Annotated in this window: 21 protein-coding genes; 8 read left to right on the top strand and 13 right to left on the bottom strand. The window is 67.8% G+C overall.

Annotation, left to right across the window (positions count from 1 at the left end):
* Window positions 1–22: 22 nt before the first annotated feature.
* Window positions 23–397: a cupin domain-containing protein gene (locus EGH23_RS15810; protein WP_220580956.1), complete on the bottom strand. Its 375-nt coding sequence runs from the start codon at window positions 395–397 to the stop codon at window positions 23–25.
* 296 nt (window positions 398–693) lie between these two features.
* Here EGH23_RS15810 and EGH23_RS15805 point away from each other — a divergent pair, with 296 nt between their 5' ends.
* Window positions 694–1,308, top strand: coding sequence for a universal stress protein (locus EGH23_RS15805; RefSeq protein ID WP_220580955.1), 615 nt, complete (start codon window positions 694–696; stop codon window positions 1,306–1,308).
* Between the two features lie 61 nt (window positions 1,309–1,369).
* Here the strand turns inward: EGH23_RS15805 and EGH23_RS15800 are convergent, their stop codons facing one another.
* Window positions 1,370–2,275: an AEC family transporter gene (locus EGH23_RS15800; RefSeq protein WP_220580954.1), complete on the bottom strand. Its 906-nt coding sequence runs from the start codon at window positions 2,273–2,275 to the stop codon at window positions 1,370–1,372.
* Between the two features lie 141 nt (window positions 2,276–2,416).
* Here EGH23_RS15800 and EGH23_RS15795 point away from each other — a divergent pair, with 141 nt between their 5' ends.
* From EGH23_RS15795 to EGH23_RS15780, 4 genes are all read left to right on the top strand, one after another.
* Window positions 2,417–3,823: a signal recognition particle protein Srp54 gene (locus EGH23_RS15795; RefSeq protein ID WP_220580953.1), complete on the top strand. Its 1,407-nt coding sequence runs from the start codon at window positions 2,417–2,419 to the stop codon at window positions 3,821–3,823.
* Between the two features lie 89 nt (window positions 3,824–3,912).
* Complete coding sequence (locus EGH23_RS15790; protein WP_220580952.1) at window positions 3,913–4,491, top strand: magnesium transporter; 579 nt, start codon at window positions 3,913–3,915, stop codon at window positions 4,489–4,491.
* Between the two features lie 43 nt (window positions 4,492–4,534).
* Entirely contained in the window at window positions 4,535–5,059 is a 525-nt protein-coding gene (locus EGH23_RS15785) for a magnesium transporter (protein ID WP_236044873.1), read from the top strand.
* A gap of 68 nt (window positions 5,060–5,127) precedes the next feature.
* On the top strand, window positions 5,128–6,189 hold the full coding sequence (locus tag EGH23_RS15780; RefSeq protein ID WP_220580950.1) for a nucleoside recognition protein: 1,062 nt from the start codon (window positions 5,128–5,130) through the stop codon (window positions 6,187–6,189).
* Here EGH23_RS15780 and EGH23_RS15775 read toward each other — a convergent pair.
* A complete protein-coding gene (locus tag EGH23_RS15775; RefSeq protein ID WP_220580949.1) occupies window positions 6,186–6,920 on the bottom strand; it encodes a GNAT family N-acetyltransferase in 735 nt (244 codons plus the stop codon). The genes EGH23_RS15780 and EGH23_RS15775 overlap by 4 nt on opposite strands.
* A 60-nt stretch (window positions 6,921–6,980) precedes the next feature.
* Window positions 6,981–7,874 carry a CBS domain-containing protein gene (locus EGH23_RS15770; protein WP_220580948.1) on the bottom strand — a complete coding sequence of 298 codons (894 nt, stop codon included), beginning with the start codon at window positions 7,872–7,874 and terminating at the stop codon, window positions 6,981–6,983.
* Window positions 7,875–7,950: 76 nt separating this feature from the next.
* On the opposite strand from EGH23_RS15770, the gene EGH23_RS15765 reads away from it, so the two are divergent.
* A complete protein-coding gene (locus EGH23_RS15765; protein ID WP_220580947.1) occupies window positions 7,951–8,967 on the top strand; it encodes a lamin tail domain-containing protein in 1,017 nt (338 codons plus the stop codon).
* A gap of 28 nt (window positions 8,968–8,995) precedes the next feature.
* Here the strand turns inward: EGH23_RS15765 and EGH23_RS15760 are convergent, their stop codons facing one another.
* Window positions 8,996–9,214, bottom strand: a complete 219-nt coding sequence (locus tag EGH23_RS15760; RefSeq protein ID WP_220580946.1) for a hypothetical protein — start codon at window positions 9,212–9,214, stop codon at window positions 8,996–8,998.
* A 150-nt stretch (window positions 9,215–9,364) separates the two neighbouring features.
* Between EGH23_RS15760 and EGH23_RS15755 the strand changes: the two genes are divergently transcribed.
* Window positions 9,365–10,420: a molybdopterin-dependent oxidoreductase gene (locus EGH23_RS15755; protein WP_220580945.1), complete on the top strand. Its 1,056-nt coding sequence runs from the start codon at window positions 9,365–9,367 to the stop codon at window positions 10,418–10,420.
* 143 nt (window positions 10,421–10,563) lie between these two features.
* Here EGH23_RS15755 and EGH23_RS15750 read toward each other — a convergent pair whose 3' ends face one another.
* The 7 genes from EGH23_RS15750 to EGH23_RS15720 form a co-directional block, all read right to left on the bottom strand.
* The gene (locus tag EGH23_RS15750; RefSeq protein ID WP_220580944.1) at window positions 10,564–11,190 is read right to left on the bottom strand and encodes an HAD family hydrolase; all 627 of its coding nucleotides are present in this window, start codon (window positions 11,188–11,190) and stop codon (window positions 10,564–10,566) included.
* Window positions 11,187–11,603, bottom strand: a complete 417-nt coding sequence (locus tag EGH23_RS15745) for an RNA-binding domain-containing protein (RefSeq protein ID WP_220580943.1) — start codon at window positions 11,601–11,603, stop codon at window positions 11,187–11,189. The genes EGH23_RS15750 and EGH23_RS15745 overlap by 4 nt, the downstream gene beginning before the upstream one ends.
* Window positions 11,600–12,163, bottom strand: coding sequence for an AAA family ATPase (locus tag EGH23_RS15740; protein WP_220580942.1), 564 nt, complete (start codon window positions 12,161–12,163; stop codon window positions 11,600–11,602). The genes EGH23_RS15745 and EGH23_RS15740 overlap by 4 nt, the downstream gene beginning before the upstream one ends.
* 33 nt (window positions 12,164–12,196) lie before the next feature.
* Window positions 12,197–13,039, bottom strand: coding sequence for a polyprenyl synthetase family protein (locus EGH23_RS15735; RefSeq protein WP_220580941.1), 843 nt, complete (start codon window positions 13,037–13,039; stop codon window positions 12,197–12,199).
* 512 nt (window positions 13,040–13,551) lie between these two features.
* A complete protein-coding gene (locus tag EGH23_RS15730; protein WP_220580940.1) occupies window positions 13,552–14,505 on the bottom strand; it encodes an electron transfer flavoprotein subunit alpha/FixB family protein in 954 nt (317 codons plus the stop codon).
* A complete protein-coding gene (locus EGH23_RS15725; protein ID WP_220580939.1) occupies window positions 14,502–15,293 on the bottom strand; it encodes an electron transfer flavoprotein subunit beta/FixA family protein in 792 nt (263 codons plus the stop codon). Before EGH23_RS15725 ends, EGH23_RS15730 begins: the two co-directional genes overlap by 4 nt.
* Window positions 15,294–15,360: 67 nt before the next feature.
* Window positions 15,361–16,524 carry a helix-turn-helix transcriptional regulator gene (locus tag EGH23_RS15720; RefSeq protein WP_220580938.1) on the bottom strand — a complete coding sequence of 388 codons (1,164 nt, stop codon included), beginning with the start codon at window positions 16,522–16,524 and terminating at the stop codon, window positions 15,361–15,363.
* A 154-nt stretch (window positions 16,525–16,678) separates the two neighbouring features.
* Here EGH23_RS15720 and EGH23_RS15715 point away from each other — a divergent pair, with 154 nt between their 5' ends.
* Window positions 16,679–17,914 carry a DUF7096 domain-containing protein gene (locus tag EGH23_RS15715; protein ID WP_220580937.1) on the top strand — a complete coding sequence of 412 codons (1,236 nt, stop codon included), beginning with the start codon at window positions 16,679–16,681 and terminating at the stop codon, window positions 17,912–17,914.
* Window positions 17,915–17,923: 9 nt separating this feature from the next.
* Here the strand turns inward: EGH23_RS15715 and EGH23_RS15710 are convergent, their stop codons facing one another.
* Entirely contained in the window at window positions 17,924–18,544 is a 621-nt protein-coding gene (locus EGH23_RS15710; RefSeq protein ID WP_220580936.1) for a methyltransferase domain-containing protein, read from the bottom strand.
* Window positions 18,545–18,588: the final 44 nt, after the last annotated feature.

Genomic DNA, 18,588 nt, shown 5'->3' with positions numbered 1-18,588 from the left:
GCGTAGGTGAAAGCCGCTCGAATCACTCGCCCGGATCGTACGGCAGCGCGATGTCCGTCTTCGGCGCGCCGACGCCGAGCACTTTCACGGACTCCTCGGCGTCGTCGGGGTTGAACGCCCGATGGGGGCTCTCCGGTTCGGCGACGAACACCTCGTCTTCGGGGACGACGAACTCGCCTTCGGGCGTCTCGACGTGCAGCCTCCCCGAACGCACGTAGAACAGTTCCTCGCGCCGCTCGTGATAGTGGTAGCTCCGAGGTAACTGCTCGCCGGGAGCCATCTCGTAGGTGGCGGCGTGGAGCGCGTGCAACTCTGCGGCGTCCGAGATGCCGCGTCGGTCACAGGGGTAATCCTCGGTTTCGGGGAGGTCGTCGGGGTCGAGATGATGGTAGGCCATGGCGGTGGTTGCGCTCGGCCCGGCAAACCAGTACCGCTGGCGCTATGGGTCTGCCGGGAAGTGGCACGTTCGCCTCTCGGCCGGTGTGGCAGTTCTACGGGCGGAACGGGCCGAGCACTTCGGAGCCCAACCCCGGGATGGGTTTACTATCGGAGCCAAAGAGACTATCCTTAGACGAGTCGTACCACGAGAAGAGGTATCTACAAATGTCCTCGCAAACGGTGTTAATCCCGATCGAGTTCCCGGACCCGGATCCGCTGCCGTCGACTTTCGTGGATACGTTGACCTCTTGTAAGGTGATTCTGCTCGGGGTCTACGAGCTACCGGCCGACACGTCGGCGGACGAGCGCCAGCGGCGGGAGGTCGAAGCGTACCGGTCGTTGTACACCTCCGCGTCTAGCTTCGTACAACAGGGGGAAACGGCCGAGGTCGAGCTGACGATGGGAACGGATGTCGAGGACGCCCCGATGACAGTCGCCGAAGACCGAGACGTCGACGCCCTCCTCGTACCGAATCCCATCACGACGCTCGACCACCTGCTGGTCGCGTTGCGAGAGAACAAGTTCAGACAGCCGATCACCGATCTCTTGGACGCTATCAACGAGGAGGTGCTCCTCCGAACGACGCTCTTTCACGTCGCTGAAAGCGAAGACGACGTAGCGGCCGGTGAACAGCTCCTGAACGAGACCAGAGACCACCTCGTTCAGGAGGGATTCTCCCGCCCGAGCATCGACACCGAGGTCGAAGTCTCCGACGACCCGGCGTTCTCGATCAGCCAAGCGGCACGGAGCGAGGACCTGATCGTACTGGGTGAGACGCAGGAGGCCACCCCCGAGCGGGTCTTCGGAAAGACGTACGATCAGATCGCCGAGCGGACCGACTCGCCCATACTGATCGTTCGAGAACACTAACCGACACGACGGCGTCGGAATCGTCGCTCGCTGCCGTACCGTTCGGGTCTGCGTCTCGGTTCTAGCCGATAACCGCCATCAGCGCGAACAGCGTCACGAGCGAGACGACGGTGGTGACGAAGACGTTGAGCGAGGCGAACTCGGCGTCGCCGCCCAGTTCCGTCGCGTAGACGAACGTCGAGACGGCCGTCGGCGTCCCGAGCATGAGGACGCTCGCGGTGAACACGGCGGGTGCGACGCCGAGCGCCGAGAAAGTGACCCACGCGACCAGCGGCATCACGCCGAGTTTCAGGGCGACGACGCCCGCCGTCGCCGCGGGGTCGATACCGGCCGGGTCCACGTCCAGCGAGGCCCCCACGAGGAGGAGCGCGAGGGGCAACGCGAGGTCGCCGACGGCCGACAGCGCCGTCACCGCCGATCCGGGAACGCCGAGACCGAACCACGCGACGGCGATTCCGAGGCCCAGCGAGACGAGGACCGGGTTGGTGACGAGCGCCCGCACCTGCTCCAGCGGCGAGACGTCCGCGCCGCCGCCGACGAGGACCAGGACGGTCACGGGGACCTGCGCGAGCGTGACGAGACCCAACAGGAGCGCCGCCGTCGCCCGCGTCTCCGGTCCGTAGGCCGCCGCCACCAGCGGGAACCCCAGATAGCCCAGGTTCGCGTGGTAGGACTGGACGACGGCGATGCCGCGCCGTTCGGGGGCGGTGACGCGGCGGTGGGCCGCCCACGCCACGCCGACGGTGACGACCATGACGACGGCCACGCCGACGAGCAGTTCCGGCGAGAGCAGCGACGAGAGCGGCTGGTCGTACGTCGAGACGAAGATGAGCGCGGGGAGGACCACGTAGAACGCCGCGGCGTTGAGGCGCTCGGTCCGCCGGTCGTTCAGCACGCCGGTCCGCTGGAGGGCCACGCCGACGGCCAGCATCCCGAGCAGATACGCGAATCGGCCGACGGCGTCCATGGCTACCGGTGGTCGGTTCGGCGGTTTCAGCCTTCGGGTTCCCGTCGGGCAGCGAAGCCGACGGGACGGCTTTCGGACCTCGACCCGTCGTCGCGGGGACAACAAGTCTTTACCCGTCCGGTCGCGTACCTCGGGGCAACAATGGTACTCGACGACTTGGGGAGTTCGCTCCGGGGGACTCTAGACGACCTCCGGGGGAAGTCCCGCATCTCCGAGGAGGACATCGAGGACGTCGTCAAGGAGATTCAGCGGTCGCTGTTGCAGGCCGACGTCGACGTCGCGCTCGTCAAGGAACTCTCGAACAACATCGAGCGTCGCGCCCTGGACGAGGAGCCGCCCGCCGGCACCACGCCGCGCGATTGGGTGCTCCGCATCGTCTACGAGGAACTGGTCGACCTCGTCGGCGAGTCCACGGAGATCCCGCTCGAAGAGCAGACCATCATGCTCGCCGGCCTCTACGGCTCGGGGAAGACCACGACGGCCGCGAAGATGGCGTGGTGGTTCTCGACGAAGGGGCTCCGACCCGCGATCATCCAGACCGACACCGACCGCCCCGGCGCGTACGACCAGTCCAAGGAGATGGCCAGCCGAGCGGAGGTCGACTTCTACGGCGACCCCGACGCCGACGACCCCGTGGAGATCGCTCGCGACGGGCTGGAAGCCACGGAAGACGCCGACGTTCGAATCGTCGACACGGCGGGTCGCGACGGGCTGAACGAGGAACTCATCGAACAGATAGAGCGCATCGAAGACGAGGTGAAGCCCGACCGGAACCTCCTCGTGCTCGACGCCGCGATGGGCCAGAGCGCGAAGAGTCAGGCCGCCGACTTCCAGGAGGCCATCGGCATCGACGGCGTCGTCATCACGAAGCTCGACGGGACGGCGAAAGGTGGGGGCGCGCTCGCCGCCGTCGACGAGACGGACTCGACGATCGCCTTCCTCGGCTCCGGCGAGACGGTCAAGGACATCGAGCGCTTCGAGCCCTCGGGCTTCATCTCCCGCCTGCTCGGGATGGGCGACCTGAAACAGCTCACCGAGCGCGTCGAGCGCGCGATGGAGGAGACCACGCAGGGCGAGGACGACGACTGGGAGCCCGAGGACATGATGGAGGGGTCGTTCACCCTCAAGGACATGCGAAAGCAGATGGAGGCGATGAACAACATGGGGCCGCTCGACCAGGTGATGGACATGATCCCCGGACTGGGCGGCGGCCTGATGGATCAGCTGCCCGACGACGCGATGGACGTGACCCAAGAGCGTATGCGCGACTTCGAGGTCATCATGGACTCGATGACCGAGGAGGAACTGGAGAACCCCCGCGTCGTCGGCCAGAGCCGGACCGAGCGAATCGCTCGCGGGTCGGGCAAGCCCGAGGAACGCATCCGCGAACTGCTCCAACAGCACAAGCAGATGGACCAGATGCTGAAGCAGTTCCAGGGGATGGGCGACGGCGACATGGAACGGATGATGAAGCAGATGCAACAGCAGCAGGGCGGCGGTGGCGGCGGCATGGGCGGCATGGGCGGCGGTGGCGGGCCGTTCGGCTGAGAACGGACCGACGCTCCCGCCGGTTCGTCGCCGCGTCGCCCGCTCGGTAATCACCGCTCTTTTTCCGAGCGCGCGCTGTTCACCCGGTAATGACCGTCCGCGAGGTCGCCGCCGAGGCGTACAGAGAGTCCCTCCCCGTGTTGGCTCTCAGCGCGGTCGGCGGTCTCTTCGCGGGCGTCGTGCTCGGCGGGATGGAGGCGGAACTGGAGCGAGTGGCGGGCCTGCTCGTCCTCGTGCCGGCGTTGCTCGCCACTCGCGGGAACGTCTACGGGTCGCTGGGCGCGCGACTCGGCTCCGCGCTGCATCAGGGGTTGGTCGAACCGCGCTTCTCGCTGGCCGACGAGCGCGTGAACGCCGCCGTCGCCGCGGCGCTGGCAAACGGCGTCCTCGTCAGCGGCCTCGCGGCGGTGTTGACCGTCGCGTTGCTGACCGGCATCGGGCGGCCGGCCGCGCCGTTGATGACCCTCGTGGGCATCGCGCTCGTGGCCGGCCTCGTCTCCGGGGTTCTCCTCACCGTCGCCGTCGTCTCCGTGGTCTTCGTCGGCTACCGACGGGGATTGAATCCCGACACGCTGGCCGGGCCGGTCGTGACCACCACCGGCGACGTGGTCGGCATCGCCACGTTGCTGGCGGCGACCCGCTTCGTCCTCGCGCTGGGAGGTGGGTGACGTGGCCGCCGACGAGTGGACCGTTCGGAGCATCGTCCGGCGGATGTTCCCCGTGCTGGTCGTCCTGACCGCCATCGAACTCGGGAGCGGGCTCGTCCTCGATACCTTCGAAGGCATTCTTCTCCGGTATCCGACGCTGCTCGTCCTCGTCCCCGTGACCATCGGAATGGCCGGCAACCTCGGGAGCATCCTCGCCTCGCGCCTCTCGACGGCCTTTCACCTCGGCCTGCTCTCCTTCGACGCGACCGACGACCGCCTCGCCGGCAACGCCGCCGCAATCGTCGCCCTCGCCGTCACCGTCTTCCCGCTCGTCGGCGGCGGCGCGTGGGCGGTCCAGGCCGTCGTCGGCGTGACGCGACTCGCTCCCGGGACGGTCGTCGCGGTCGCCCTCGTCAGCGGCGTCACGCTGGCGGTGCTCGCCGTCGTCGTTACCACGATTACGACCTACGCCGCCTACCGCTTCGAACTGGACCCCGACGACGTGGTCATCCCCGTCGTGACGAACGTCTGTGACGTGCTGGGCGTGCTGGTGCTGTTCGGCGCGGTCCGGATGCTGGTGAGCGGATAGCCGGAAGACGATGGCGGCGGTCGCCGCCCATCGACGGACATTTGCCCCCGAAGCGCCGAAATACGCCCGTGCAGACTGCCGTCGCCGCGCTCCTCGGGCACCCGGCCCTCGCGCTGCTGGCCGAGGTGGTCGTCCGGGTGCTCCGCATCGGCGCGTTCATCTCGCTGGGGGTGTTCCTCGCCAACCTCGCGGTGGCGTTCGGCCTCGTCGACCGCATCGCCGCCGTCTCGCGGTATCTCACCGCGCCGGCGAACCTCCCCGACGAGGTAGGGACGGCCATCCTGACGACGACGGCCTCGCCGACGGCGGGGTACGGCATGCTCGCGGACTTCCGGGAGTCGGGCGTGCTCTCCGACAGAGCGACGCTGGTCGCGGTCACGATCAACACGTTCTTCGGGTTCGCCCAGCACATCGTCACGTTCTACGCGCCGGTGTTGATCCCGATCCTCGGGGCGCGCGTCGGCGTCCTCTACGTCGCCACGCGGGGACTGGTGGCGCTCGCGATCACGCTGACCGGCATCGCCGCCGGAGCGCTCCTGCTGAATAGTTCGAACGCGGACGCGGTCGCTGAGCGGCAAGAAGCCACGCCCGACGGCGGCCACGCCGGTGCCGACCACGCCGACGCGTCGGAGGTACTGGACGACGGTCCCGAGAGCCGCGCGGCCGCGGTTCGTAACGCCGCCGGCGAGACGGTCGAGAAAATCAGAGAGATCCTGCCGCGGTTGGCGGCCATCTACCTCGTCGTCTCGCTGCTGGTCGCGTACTCCGAGGAACTGCTCGCGCTGTTCGGTGGCGGCGGTGCCGCCGTGACCGCGGCCGCCGACGGGCTGGCGGGACTGCTCGGCCTCCCGGGCGCGGCGGTGCCGGTGGTCGCCGCGTTCGCGCTGGACACCACCTCCGGCGCGGTGGTCATCGCGCCGTTGGTGGAGAACGGCACGTTCACGGCTCGAACCGCCGTGGCGACGATGCTCGTCGGCGGCATCGTCTCCTTCGCCGTCTCGACGTTCAAGCGGTCGATTCCCTTCCAGTACGGCATCTGGGGCCGCGAGTTCGGTTCGAAGGTCATCGCGGTCAACACCGCGCTGAAAATCGTCTGGATCGCCCTCGCGCTGGTCGTCCTACTCGCTTAATCGAACGTGTAGGCCATCATCACCTCGTCCACTTGCGCGTCGCCGACGGTGTAGTGGTTCCGGCGGATGCCCTCCGTGTTCCAGCCGTGGGCTTCGAGGAACGCCAGCGCGCCCTCCATCGTCGCCGGGACGCTGTTGTACAGCTTCCGGTAGCCGTTGGCCCGCGCCCACTCGATCCCGCGTTCGATGAGTTGGCTGCCGATGCCCTGCCCGCGGTGCTCGGCGACGACGCCGACGGTCAACTGGGCGGTCTCTCTGAGCTTGTCCAGTTGTGGGAGGTCGAGGTGACACCAGCCGACCACCTCGTCGTCGACCGTCGCCACGAAGAACACGCGCGACTGGACCGTGTTGTGTCGGGTGATCGCGTCCTCGTAGAGTAACTGCTCGGCGACGCTCTCGGCGACGACGTAGGTGCTCTCGTCGGAGACGTTCCGGATCGCCTCGACCAGCCCCTCGAAGTCGTCCGGCCGGGCCGGCCGGATAGTGTACGTGACCGAGCCGTTCTCGTACGTCTCGATGGAGCCCACGTCCAGCGCCAGCGAGAGCGTCCCGCCGTCGTCCGCCAGATACCCCTTCGAGAGGAGGTGTTCGACCGCTTCCCGAAACTCGTCGGTGTCCAACTCCGTCGCCGCCCGCGCTCGGTGGCGCGCCGCCGTCCCGTGCCGTTCGACGTACTGATAGACGTCTCTGGCCTCGTTCGTCTCGAACGTCGGTCGGTCGACTGCGTCCATATCTACGGGTCCGGCCGGACGGCGCTTAACGATTGTTATCAGTTAACACGACACGTTCGGTCACCCCGTCTCGGGGATCGGATCCGAGATGACGACGGCGTCGCCCTCGACGACGCACTCCCCGTCGGAGTCGTCGACGGCCGTCGCCAGTCGGAAGCGGTTCTCCTTGAGCTGTTCGACGACCTCGCAGTGGGCGGTCACCCGCTCGCCGACGTCGACCGGGCCGCGGTAACTGAGCTCCTGTGAGAGGTAGATGGTCAGCCCCGGCAGGCGGGCCAGCGCGGCGCTGATGAGCCCCGCGACGAGCGTCCCGTGGGCGATGCGACGGCCGAAGCGAGTCCCCTCGGCGAACCCGTCGTCGAGGTGGAGGCGGTTGGTATCCCCGCTCACCTCGGCGAACCGCTCGATGTCTTCCCCAGAGAGCGTCTTCGAGAACCTGACGTGGTCGCCCACGTCGATGCCGTCGGCGGTGCCGTAGCTCTCGAACTCCCAGTCGTCGTCCTCGTACAGCGTGTCGGGGCGGGTGAAGCGCCGACGTTCGATCGGCGCTTCCTTCGACGGCGAGGGGTGGGCGATGTGGGGGACGTAACTCGAGATGTCCGTCGTCGTGACGATGCCGACGATCTCGCCGTCCTCGACGACGGGGAGTTTCTTGATGCCGTGCGTGCGGAGGCGTTCGACGGCCGTCTCCACGTCGGCGTCCGGCCCGATGGTCACGAGCGCCGTCGACATCACGTCCTCGACGGTCAGCGCGCGGGTGTCGCCCTCCTCCGCGGTGACGGCGACGACGTCGCTCTCGGTGATGATGCCGACGCAGTCGCCGTCGCGTTCGACGACGAGCGAGCCGATCCCCTCGTCTCGCAGGCGCGTGGCGGCCTCGACGACCGGGCTCTCGGGGCTGATGGTCCGGGCGGGCGTCTGCATGATTTCCCTGACGGGCAGTGGGACGAGCATCGCGTGGAACCTCGCGGTCCAGTACCAAGAAACTCGGCCCGGCAGACTTGTGAGGCTACGGGCCTTCCATCCGACGATGCGACGACTCCCGCTCGTTGCCCTTCTCGCGCTGGCAGTCGTATTGGCCGGCTGCGGCGGTTTCACGGTGCCCGCCGAACAGACGCCGACCGAACGGGCGACTGTCGAGCAGTCACCCGCCGAGCGGACGGTCGCCGACCCGGGAGGGGAGACCGCCGTCGGCGCGCCGTCGGCCGGCCCGCTCCCCGAGGAGACTATCGAGGTGACGGTCACCGCCGTCGTCGACGGCGACACCATCCGCGTCAGGTACGACAACGGGACCGAAGACACCGTCCGATTGGTCGGCGTCGACACGCCCGAGGTCAACGCGGAGAACGATCCCGCGGAGTTCGAGGGGATCCCGACGACCGCGGCCGGGACCGAGTGTCTGCGCGGCGCGGGCATCGACGCCTCGAACTTCGCCAAGACGCACCTGCTCGGCGAGACCGCGGAGATCGCCTTCGACCCCGCCACCGAGCGCCGCGGCTACTACGACCGCCTGCTGGCCTACGTGGTCGTCGACGACCGGCTGTTCAACTATCGGCTGGTGGCGACCGGCCACGCCCGGGTGTACGACGAGAGCCCCTTCACCCGCAAGGACCGGTTTCTCGAAGCGGAGTCGGCCGCCCGCGAGGCCCGCTTGGGACTCTGGCAGTGCGTCGACCCCGGTTCGGTCGACCGCTCGACGCCGACGGTGACCGCGAGCGAGTCGGGGCTCGTCGTCGCCGGCGTCCACGCCGACGCCGAGGGCAACGACAACGAGAATCTGAACGGCGAGTACGTCGTCTTCGCGAACCGCGGCGACGACGCCATCTCCCTGTCGGGGTGGACCGTCACCGACGGAGCGGACCACCGCTACACGTTCGGCGACTACGCGCTCGCGCCCGGCGAGCGGGTCACGCTCTACACCGGCAGCGGGAGCGATACCGAGCGCGAGCGGTACTGGGGCGCGAGCGGCGCGGTCTGGAACAACGGCGGCGATACGATCACCGTCCGAGACGCCGACGGGACCGTCGTCCTCGAACGGTCGTACTGAAAAGCCGTTTCCGCGGCTATGCGTCTCTCTACTTCCCGGATCGCGGCGAGAGAAGCGGTGCGCTCGGCCGGTGTTCGACGCCGGCGAGGAGCGCGCTGCTCATCGCGACGAACAGCGCAGCGAGCGTGAGTCCGGCCGCCGCGAATCCGGCGGTCGTGAGGAGGGCCGACCCGAACAGGTCGCCGAGCAACAGCGCGAATAGTGCGAGTACGTGACTGCCGAGCAGTCGGTTCTGTAACGTCTTCATTTCGTACCAACAGTTCGGCTTCGAGAGGGTTAAGCGGCGCGCGAGGCGTGTCTCCGGGGCACTCAGTGACACAGTAGCAGTAAGAGCGTCCTACTGTGGCTTCCAACGCGGCGACCCGCAGTATAAGCGCGTCGAGCGCTAACACTGGCCATGAACGTCCGTCGGCTCACCCCCTCACCGCGAGCCGTCGACTGGGGCCTGTTCGCGGCCGTCGGGACCCTACTGGCGACCGGCGTGGCGACGATGTTCACCGGGACACCCGACACGGCGTGGGTCATCGACCTCCACGCCGTCGCGGGCGTCGTCCTCGTCTGTCTGCTCCCGGTGAAACTGTGGCGGGTCCGCCGTCGCGTCGCTCCCGAGTGCCTCACCGGGCGGCGCGCCCTCTCAGTCGCCCTCGCGCTCGACGCCGCCGGAGCGCTCGTCACCGGCGTCTGGTGGATCTTCGGCGGGTCGCTCGATCTCGGTCCGTGGGGCTTGTTTCACCTCCACGTCGCGCTCGGCCTGCTGGTCCCGCCGCTGTTGGGCTGGCACCTGCGCTATCGCTATCACTCGCCGACGGGGGTCACGCGGCGCGGCCGTCGAGACGCCCTGCGGTACGCCGGTCTCGTCACCACCGGGGCGTTGCTCTGGCGACTGCAGGGGCCGGTCAACGACCTGCTCGACACGGCGGGTGCCGACCGTCGCTACACCGGCTCGCGCGAGGAGGGGACCGGCGAGGGCAACCGCTTTCCCGTGACGAGTTGGGTCGCGGACGACCCCGACCCCGTAGACGCCGGGGAGTGGCAACTGACCGTCGGCGGTCGCGTCGAGCGCGAGCGGTCCTACGCGCTCGGTGAGCTTCCGACGGACGCGAGCGAAGACGCGATCCTCGACTGCACGAGCGGGTGGTACTCCGGCCACGAGTGGCGGGGCGTCAGGGTCGGGTCGCTGCTCGACGACGCCGGAATCGACGACGCCGCGTCGTGGGTGCAGTTCCGCTCGGTGACCGGGTACCGCTTCAGTCTCCCGATCGGAGAAGCCCGCGACGCGGTGCTCGCGACACACGTCGACGGCGACCGCCTCTCGCACGGCCACGGCTTCCCGCTCAGGCTGGTCGCGCCCGGACGGCGCGGCTTCCAGTGGGTGAAGTGGATCGAGGAAGTGCGCGTGGACAAGCGGCGAGAGGTCGGCGAGTGGATTGCCATCTTCGTCAGCGGCCTCTAGCTGCTGTATTCGTATCGAAAAGAGACTCCGAGAGTCGGAAAGCCCCGCCCCGCGGCCTGTTGGTCGGCCGACTACGGCAGGACTGAAAGGCAGGCTTCCGACATCTAGTGGTCGAAACCCTACAGCGAGACGGACTCAACGCGCTACAGCAGCGCGTCGATGGTGGCCCACAGGTCCGGCCCGTTTCCGTCGTCACCGTCCTCGTAGTGAATCGAGACGAACCCCGCCGCTCGCGCGCCCTCGACGTCGGCCTCGTAGTCGTCGCCGACCATGACGTACTCGTCGGCGGAGAGCCGTTCGCGGAGCAGGTCGAACGGCGCGGAGTCGGGCTTGTGCGCGCCGGCCTCGTAGGAGGTGACGACGGCGTCGAAGTGGTCGAGCAGGCCGTGGTGTTCGAGTTTGCCGACCTGCCACTCCCGCGTGCCGTTCGTTACCACGCCGAGGGCGTCGTCTTCGCCGAGCGCCGAGAGGGACTCGCGGGCCGCGTCGGGTACCTCGGTCGTCGCGTACGCCCGTTCACGGAGCGCCTCGACCATCGCCTCGGGGTCGCCGTCTTCGCCGGTCTCGTCGAGGACGGCTCGCATCGACCGCTCGAACGGGTTCGGTTCGAGATCGCGCTGGGCCGCGCGAAACGTCTCCTCGGCCGTCTTCACGAGGGCGTCGGTCGCGTCGAAGCCGTGGGCGTCGAGCGTCGCCCGCGTGACCGTCTCGTGGGATTCAGTCCGGTGAACGAGCGTCCCGTCGAGGTCGAAACACAGCGCCGTCGTCATTCCGGATCGACCGGCTTGCCGTCCTGGGTCGGCGGCGCGACGGCGTCGATGTACGACTCGGCGTCCGGTTCGCGCACGGTCACCTCGACGTGGATGTCCCCCAGTTCGGAGGGCTCGCCGACGGCGAAGTTGACTCGCCCCTCGAAGGCCGCCTGCTTCTTCAGGTCGAACGCGAAGGTATCCCCCGAGAGGTTGTCGAAGAAGACAGAGCGGGCGGTGTCGAGGATCTCCGCCTGATGGAGCTTCTCGGAGAAGCCCTCCAGCGTGTGGACCTCGGCGACGAGTCCGTCTTCGCGGTGAGTGGGTTCGGCTTCCGGGAAGAGGTTCCGGACGGCGTCGGCGACCCGGTCGGTGACCTCGGTGTCGTTGACCGGGGCCGTGATCGCCACGTCGACGCTGTAGACGACGCTCATCGTTCGATCTCCTCCGCGCCCTCCCGGAGCAGCGTGCGAACCTTCCGCTGGAAGGCCGCGAGCGTCTCCGTGTTCTCGATGGTCACGTCGGCCATCTCGATGGCCTCCCCCATCCCGAAGCCGAGTTCGCGCTCGTCTCTGTCGGTGAGCGATTCGCCGCTCTCGTCGTTCATGTCGTCGCGCCCACGCAGGTCCAGTCGCTCGGCGCGCAACTCGAACGGCGCATCGACCTCTATCAAGAGGAACGACTCGCCGAAGGCCTCGCGGAACGCCTCGACCTCCACGTCCGAGCGGATGCCGTCGACGAGGACGGTGTCGCTCTCGGCCAGTTCGTCCTCGATGAGCGGCAGCGACCGCTCGGCGATGGCACCCGGGCCGTTCTCCTCGCGCAGCGCCTGTGCGATCCGCCCGTGGTCGCTCGCGGGGTCCAGCCCCCGGTCGCGGCACTCCTGGCGGATGACGTCGCCCATCGTCACGACCGGCACCCCCATGTCGGCGGCGACGTTGGCCGCCTCGCTCTTGCCGCTGCCGGGGAGCCCGACGATTCCGATAACAGTCATTGCCCGCGGCTTCGCCAGCGGCGGCCAAAAGCCCTACCGTTCGCGCACGACGACGAACTCCGCGAGGTCCCGCAGGTACTCCATCGACTGCGAATCCGGCGCGTTCGTCGTCTCTAAGGCCTCCAGCGCGGCGTCCGATTCCGCACGCGCTCGCTCGTTGGCCTCCTCGGCGGTCATCTCGGTCACCTCGACCAGGGAGGGGCGTTCCATCTCGGCGTCGTGACCCGTCGGCTTGCCCAGCGTTTCGGCGTCGGCCGTCGCGTCCAGCACGTCGTCGCGCATCTGGAACGCCACGCCGACCCGCTCCGCGTACTCGCCCATCGCCTCGACGGTGTAACCGTCCGCGTCGGCGGCGATCGCGCCCAGTTCGGCGGCCGCCCGGAACAGCGCCCCGGTCTTCCGGCGAGCGAGTTCCATGTACTCCCGCTCGTTGGTCGGCTGGGCGACCAGTTCCGTCGCCTCGCCCTCGCCGAGTTCGACCATCGCCTCGGAAACCGTCTGCATCGCCCGCTCGTCCGCCGAGAACAGCGCGAACGCCTCCCCCAACAGGCCGTCGGAGGCGATGATCGCGGGTCCGTGACCGAACGCCGTCCACGCCGCCGGCGTCCCGCGGCGCACCTCCGACTCGTCGATGATGTCGTCGATGACCAGCGACGCGTTGTGGACCAGCTCGATCCCGACGCCGAAATCCAGCGCGTCGTCCGGTTCCCCGCCCAGCGCCTCGCAGACCAGCACCGTGACCGTCGGCCGCACGCGTTTACCCCCCGAGAGCGCGACGTGTCGGACCTCGTCTGCCAACTGCTCGGGTTCGACCGCGTCGAGGACCGTCTCCAGTCGCTCCTCGACGCGGTCACGACGCCGCTCCAGATGCTCCATCGTTCGCCTTTGAGGACCAGGACACAAAGTACCTGACGACCCACCTTTTTCGTCGTCGGGTTCGAGTCGCGCCGCCGGCGCGCTCGAACCGCTCCTCGAAAAACGTGGGCGAAAAAGGCCGGAATCGCCGTCGGCGATTCCGGGGAAACCGCGCCTCCGGCGCGGTATGCTTCTCGGGCAAGCCTGCCCTTCCCCGTCTTCGTGAGCGGCGCGAACGAAGGTTCGTCAGAGTCGTTCGAGAGAGCGAAGCTCTCTCGTGATCCCGAAAGAGCGCTGTGCGCTCTTTCGGACGACTTCGCTCTGACGGCGGAGCGCGTTTCATCGCGCGCTCGGCCACGCTATCGCTATCCCTCGAACTCCTCAATGAGCGCGGGGACGACTTCGAAGAGGTCGTCGACAATGCCAGTACCACCTTTTTCCCACTCGGGTCAGCGTCGCTGACCGCTCGCGGAAAAACGTGGGCGAAAAAGGCCGGACCTCGCTTCGCTCGGTCCGGAGAACGAACCTTTTGTCTACCCCTCGAACTCCTCAATGAGCGCGGGCACTACCTCGAAGAGGTCGTCGACGATGCCGTAGTCGGCGATGTCGAAGATGGGGGCGTTGGGGTCGGAGTTGATGGCGACGATGGTGTCGCTGCCCTTCATCCCGGCGACGTGCTGGACCGCGCCGGAGATGCCGATGGCGATGTAGACGTCGGGCGTGACGACTTTGCCCGACTGGCCGACCTGTCTGTTCTTCTCCAGCCAGCCGCTGTCGATGATGGGCCGGGAAGCGGAGACCGTCGCGTCGAGCGCCTCGGCGAGGTCGTGAATCATGTCGAGATTCTCCTCCTCTTCGATGCCGCGGCCCACCGAGACCAGCACGTCCGCGTCGCTGATGTCGACGTCGCCGCCGCTCACTTCCTCGAATCCGGTGACCGTCGAGCGGACGGCCGACTCGTCGATTTCGACGTCGAAAGCCTCGACGGCGGCGTCGCCGGTCCCCTCCGCGGCCGGCCATTCGGCGGGGCGGACGGTCACTGCGGGCGTCTCGCTGTGGACGTCGATCGTCGTCTCGACTTTCGAGCCGTACAGCTCCCGCGTCGCCGTGAGTTCGCCGTCGTATTCGAGGTCGACCGCGTCGGTCACCAGCGGTCGGTCGAGTCGGCTGGCAACGGCGGGCGCGTAGTCGAGTCCGTTGACGGTGTTGGGCACGAGCAGGAACTGGGGGGAGACGGCGTTCACCAGTTGCGTCACCGCCTGCACGTACACGTCGTGGTTGAACTCCTCGCCCTCGTCGACGGTGTGAATCGTCTCGACGCCCTCGCGGTTCAACCGGTCGGCGAACGCCTCGACGTCGCCGCCGATAACCGCAGTGTGGAGCTCGACGCCGGCCGCCTCGGCGAGCTCCCGCCCGGCCGTCAGCGCTTCGAGGCTCGCGTCTCTGAGTTCGCCGCGGCGGTGTTCGGCGACGGTGAGAACCGTCACTGGCCCACCCCCTTCTCGCGGAGCACGCCCGCTAACTCGGCGGCCGTCTCCCCGGCGCTGCCCCCGAACACCGTCGCGTCGCTCTCGCTCTCGGGTTCGTAGAGGGCGGTCTGTTCCAGCGGACTCTCGACGTCGCCGGCCGAGAGCCCGAGGTCAGCGAGGTCGTACTCGGCCAGTTCCTTGCTCTGGGCCTGTCGGATCCCGCGAAGGCTGGCGTAGCGCGGTTCGTTGATCCCCGTCTGGATGGTCAGGACCGCCGGGAGCGAGACGTCGGTCAGTTCGTCGACGCCGCCCTCCAGTTCGCGGTGGACGTGGGCGACGCCGGCCTCGCGGTCGAGGTCTAAGGCGTTGACGACGGCCGCCCACTCGAACCCGAGCTTCTCGGCCAGCGTCACGCCGGTCGCGCCGAACCCGTCGTCGGCCGACTGCACGCCCGTCAACACGAGGTCCGGGTCCTCCTCCTCGGCGACGGCCGCGAGCAGCCGCGCCTTCGTCTCGGGGTCGAGCAGTCCCGCCTCGGCCAGCGCGTCGTCCCAGACGCGTATCGCGCGGTCCGCCCCCTTCGCCAGCGCCTGCCGAATGGTGTCTTCGGTGTCGGCGTCGCCGATCGTCACGGCGACGACTTCCACGTCCTCGCCCGCCTCCCGTATCCGGACGGCCGCCTCGACGGCGTAGTCGTCCCACTCGTTGAGGTCGTCGGTGACGTACCGGTCGTCGATGGACAGCCCGTCTATCTCGAACTCGTCTTCGACGACGGCCACCTCCTTCACTGTGACAAGGATTTTCATGCCACGCACTGCGGCCGGCCGGCGAATAAACGTTTCCGAACCAGAAACCACCCTGGGGATGTTTACCCTACTCGTCGATCTCGGTGACGTCCTCGTCGGGGAAGGAGATGAGGTTCTCCCGCCCGATTCGGAGCTTGTCGATACGGCCGTCCTCGTCCATCGCGGAGAGCAACTGCGAGACCTTGGCGTTCGACCAACCGGTCTCCCTGACGATGCGGGCCTGTTTCATCCGCCCGCCGTTCCGGTCGAGCAGTCGCTCGACGCGCTCTTCGTCGCTCAAGAGGGTGACGTCGGTCTCCTCGTCTTCGGCGTCGTCGGACGCAGCGGCGGTGTCCGATTCGTCCGCCCCGTCGGTCGCCACTCCGCCCGCGACGGCACCGGCCGCGCCACCGCCGTCGCCGCCACCGGTGTCCGTCCCGCTCGCGCCCGCGGGCGGAAGGTCGAGATTACCCTGCCAGTTGATGTAGCCGACCGCGACGACGAGTCCGACGACGAGCATGAGGACGGCCCCGAACCAGAAGGGGACGTTGCCGAAGAGTCCGGCCGGCCGTTCGGGCGTGTCGGTCGGGGAGCGGTCGGGGTTGCCGGTGTAGACGATCTCGAGATAGTCGGGTTCGAACGTCCGCGGTCCCTCGAAGCGGAGTTCGCCGTCGATGACGGCCGTTCGCGGCGGCGAGTTCTGGACGCCGTACCCCGCCGGGGCCGAGATGACGAGTTGCTGGTTCTCACTGAGACTCCGGAACCACGTTCCCTCGGGCGTCTCGAACGCGTCGCCGACGACGAGTCGCCCCCGTTCGACGGTGGCGAAGTCCGTCCAGGTGAACTCGAGGATGAGCGTTCCCCGGCGCTCGTTGACGACGTAGTCCCGGCTCATCCCGGTGAGGTTCATCTCCCGACCCGTCGCCGCCGTCGCCCGCTCGTTGGCCTCGCGGAACGCCGCTTCCCACCGGGTGTCCGTCTCACCGTCTACGTACTCCTGGGCCAGCGATTCGAACGCCCGCGTGTCGTTCTGATCCTCCAGCGCGTACGTATCCGTGATGGTCCAGCGGGCGTCGCCGTTGGGCTGTATCTGAACGTAAAACGTCGTGTTCTCGGCGACCGGCGTCGGCGTCTCGGTCGGCGTCGTCTGCTGTGCGGACCGCGTGGGAGCGACCGCCGACGCCGCGACCGGCGTCGCTACCGACGCCACGACGAGGAGGACGAGGAAGACAGCGGGAGCCCGCGGGACCATTTCCACACGAGAATCTACAGTCCGTCGGCAAAACCCTTTCCATCCGACTATAAAACGTCAGACGCGCCTTTGAAACGTCTCGGGCCTTCTCAGCCGGCTGTTCGAGGTGCAGTAATAGAGGGATTTTTGTACGGTGGGACTGTATCCGGTGGTGATGCGACCCCTCTCCGCCCTCCTCGTCGCACTCTTGTTCGTCAGTGCGGCGGTCGCTCCCGCCGCCGGCTGGAGCGCGTCGGCGACACAGCAACAGACGGCCGCGCCCCCGGCCCCGCGTGTCGCCACCATCGAGAACACGACCAACCACCTGACGATCCCGGACACCGAGGTCAGGACCTCGTCGTTCAACGAGAGCGGCATCGACGTCGGCACGGCCGTCGCCGCCGGGTCGACGTCGCTCCATCAGCGCCACGAGGCCGCGGCGTTCGAGTCGCGCTTCGGCCGGCTCGATTCGGAGTTCGAGCGCACACAGCACATCCGTCGGGCGTTATCGAGCATCGAAACCGAGGAAGCCGAACTCGACCGCAGACAGCAGACGGCGATCCGGCGGTACGCGAACGGGGAGATAACCGCGACCGAGTTCCTCCGGGCCCGTTCGATGGTCGATACGGAGTCGCGGGAACTCGCGCAGCGACTCAACCGCGTCAAGAGCACCGCGGAGATCGCACCGGATTACTCGACGAGTGACCGGATGACGACTCGGATGAACAACATCTTCGGGAACTTACGGACGCTGCAGGGGCCGGTCGGCGAGCAGTTGACCGAGTCGATGTCCGGTGCCGGCGGCGCGGACGTCGTCTACCTCGAATCCTCGACGGACGCGTACATGCTCGCCACCATCGACGGGAGCCAGTACGTCCGTGAGACCCGCCTGGGAAGCCAGCGAGCGTCGAACCGAACCGACGCGTTCGCGGAAGCCGACGGCGATCGCCTCGTGGCCGCGGTCGAGCGCGGACGGGAACTGTATCCGTGGACCTACCAGCGTCAACTCCCCAGCGTCAACGCCTACGGTGACACCGGGATCTACCGGCTGGCCGCCCAGACGAGCAACGGCCAGCTGACGTTCTTCTTAGACGGCGGGACCACGAACGTCTTCTACGAACTCCAGCACCGCGACCTGAACAGCGTGCGAACGACCGATACCGAGACGGCCTTCGAGGACGGCCTCCGGGTGACTATCGACCAGTCTTACGAGACCGGTCCCCTAGTCATGTCGGTGGTGGAAGAGGAATCCTCGGAACCCGTCGACGGGACGGTCGAGATCAACGGCCAGACGGTCGGCCGCACCGGGTCGAACGGTCACCTCTGGACGGTACAGCCCCGCGGTTCGTACACGATCAACGTGACCACGGAGAACGGAACGGAAGTCTCGGTGCCCGTGGTTCCGGAGTGACCGAGCCCCCTACTCGGGCACTTGCGCGATCGTCGTGATCGCCCGCGGACTCCCGGGACGGGACTGTTGAATGTGGTGTTCGAACTCCTCGTAACCGGCGGCTTCGAACATCCGCGTGGCTTCAGCCTCGTCGTAAAACAGCATGATGGCGTCGGCCAGCTTCTGGAAGATCGTGGAGTTGGGGTAGTCCGGCCCGACGATGAGCACCTGTCCGCCGGGTTTCGCGATGCGACGGCACTCCCGCAGCGCGACGACGGGATTCGGCCAGTACTCGATGGAGCCGGACGACCAGACGACGTCGAAGGCGTCGTCTTTGAAGGGGAGCCGCTCCGCATCGCCTAAGTGAAAGCGAACGTCGCCGTGCTTGCCGAACTTCTGGTAAGCCTTCGATAACTGGTGGGGACTCTGGTCCAGTCCGTAAACGGTGTCGACGTGTTCGAGGAGCCCTTCGGTGGCGAAACCGGTGCCACAGCCGACGTCGAGTACCCGATCGTCGGCGGAAAGCCCCAGCATCTCGATGGCTTCGTCGCGCATCCGCTCGTCCCAGATGAAGGGGTTGATCTGGTCGTACACCTTCGAGAGGTACTTGTAAAACGTCCGCGCGCGGGCCTTGTTTTCGAGGACTCCCATTGTTGGCCGTTAGAATCTCGCGGTCATAATTCCCCGGATTTCGG

Source organism: Haloarcula nitratireducens (genome assembly GCF_019599505.1).
The sequence above is the reverse complement of the archived record's forward strand: the minus strand, read 5'-3'. Positions and strand labels throughout refer to the sequence as shown.

Bases quoted from the DNA above. Each gene is read 5' to 3' on its own strand.
- EGH23_RS15810 (WP_220580956.1), bottom strand. From the start codon at position 397: ATGGCCTACCATCATCTCGACCCCGACGACCTCCCCGAAACCGAGGAT.
- EGH23_RS15800 (WP_220580954.1), bottom strand. From the start codon at position 2,275: ATGGACGCCGTCGGCCGATTCGCGTATCTGCTCGGGATGCTGGCCGTC.
- EGH23_RS15795 (WP_220580953.1), top strand. From the start codon at position 2,417: ATGGTACTCGACGACTTGGGGAGTTCGCTCCGGGGGACTCTAGACGAC.
- EGH23_RS15790 (WP_220580952.1), top strand. From the start codon at position 3,913: ATGACCGTCCGCGAGGTCGCCGCCGAGGCGTACAGAGAGTCCCTCCCC.
- EGH23_RS15785 (WP_236044873.1), top strand. From the start codon at position 4,535: ATGTTCCCCGTGCTGGTCGTCCTGACCGCCATCGAACTCGGGAGCGGG.
- EGH23_RS15775 (WP_220580949.1), bottom strand. From the start codon at position 6,920: ATGGACGCAGTCGACCGACCGACGTTCGAGACGAACGAGGCCAGAGAC.
- EGH23_RS15770 (WP_220580948.1), bottom strand. From the start codon at position 7,874: ATGCTCGTCCCACTGCCCGTCAGGGAAATCATGCAGACGCCCGCCCGG.
- EGH23_RS15765 (WP_220580947.1), top strand. From the start codon at position 7,951: ATGCGACGACTCCCGCTCGTTGCCCTTCTCGCGCTGGCAGTCGTATTG.
- EGH23_RS15760 (WP_220580946.1), bottom strand. From the start codon at position 9,214: ATGAAGACGTTACAGAACCGACTGCTCGGCAGTCACGTACTCGCACTA.
- EGH23_RS15755 (WP_220580945.1), top strand. From the start codon at position 9,365: ATGAACGTCCGTCGGCTCACCCCCTCACCGCGAGCCGTCGACTGGGGC.
- EGH23_RS15750 (WP_220580944.1), bottom strand. From the start codon at position 11,190: ATGACGACGGCGCTGTGTTTCGACCTCGACGGGACGCTCGTTCACCGG.
- EGH23_RS15745 (WP_220580943.1), bottom strand. From the start codon at position 11,603: ATGAGCGTCGTCTACAGCGTCGACGTGGCGATCACGGCCCCGGTCAAC.
- EGH23_RS15740 (WP_220580942.1), bottom strand. From the start codon at position 12,163: ATGACTGTTATCGGAATCGTCGGGCTCCCCGGCAGCGGCAAGAGCGAG.
- EGH23_RS15735 (WP_220580941.1), bottom strand. From the start codon at position 13,039: ATGGAGCATCTGGAGCGGCGTCGTGACCGCGTCGAGGAGCGACTGGAG.
- EGH23_RS15725 (WP_220580939.1), bottom strand. From the start codon at position 15,293: ATGAAAATCCTTGTCACAGTGAAGGAGGTGGCCGTCGTCGAAGACGAG.
- EGH23_RS15720 (WP_220580938.1), bottom strand. From the start codon at position 16,524: ATGGTCCCGCGGGCTCCCGCTGTCTTCCTCGTCCTCCTCGTCGTGGCG.
- EGH23_RS15715 (WP_220580937.1), top strand. From the start codon at position 16,679: ATGCGACCCCTCTCCGCCCTCCTCGTCGCACTCTTGTTCGTCAGTGCG.
- EGH23_RS15710 (WP_220580936.1), bottom strand. From the start codon at position 18,544: ATGGGAGTCCTCGAAAACAAGGCCCGCGCGCGGACGTTTTACAAGTAC.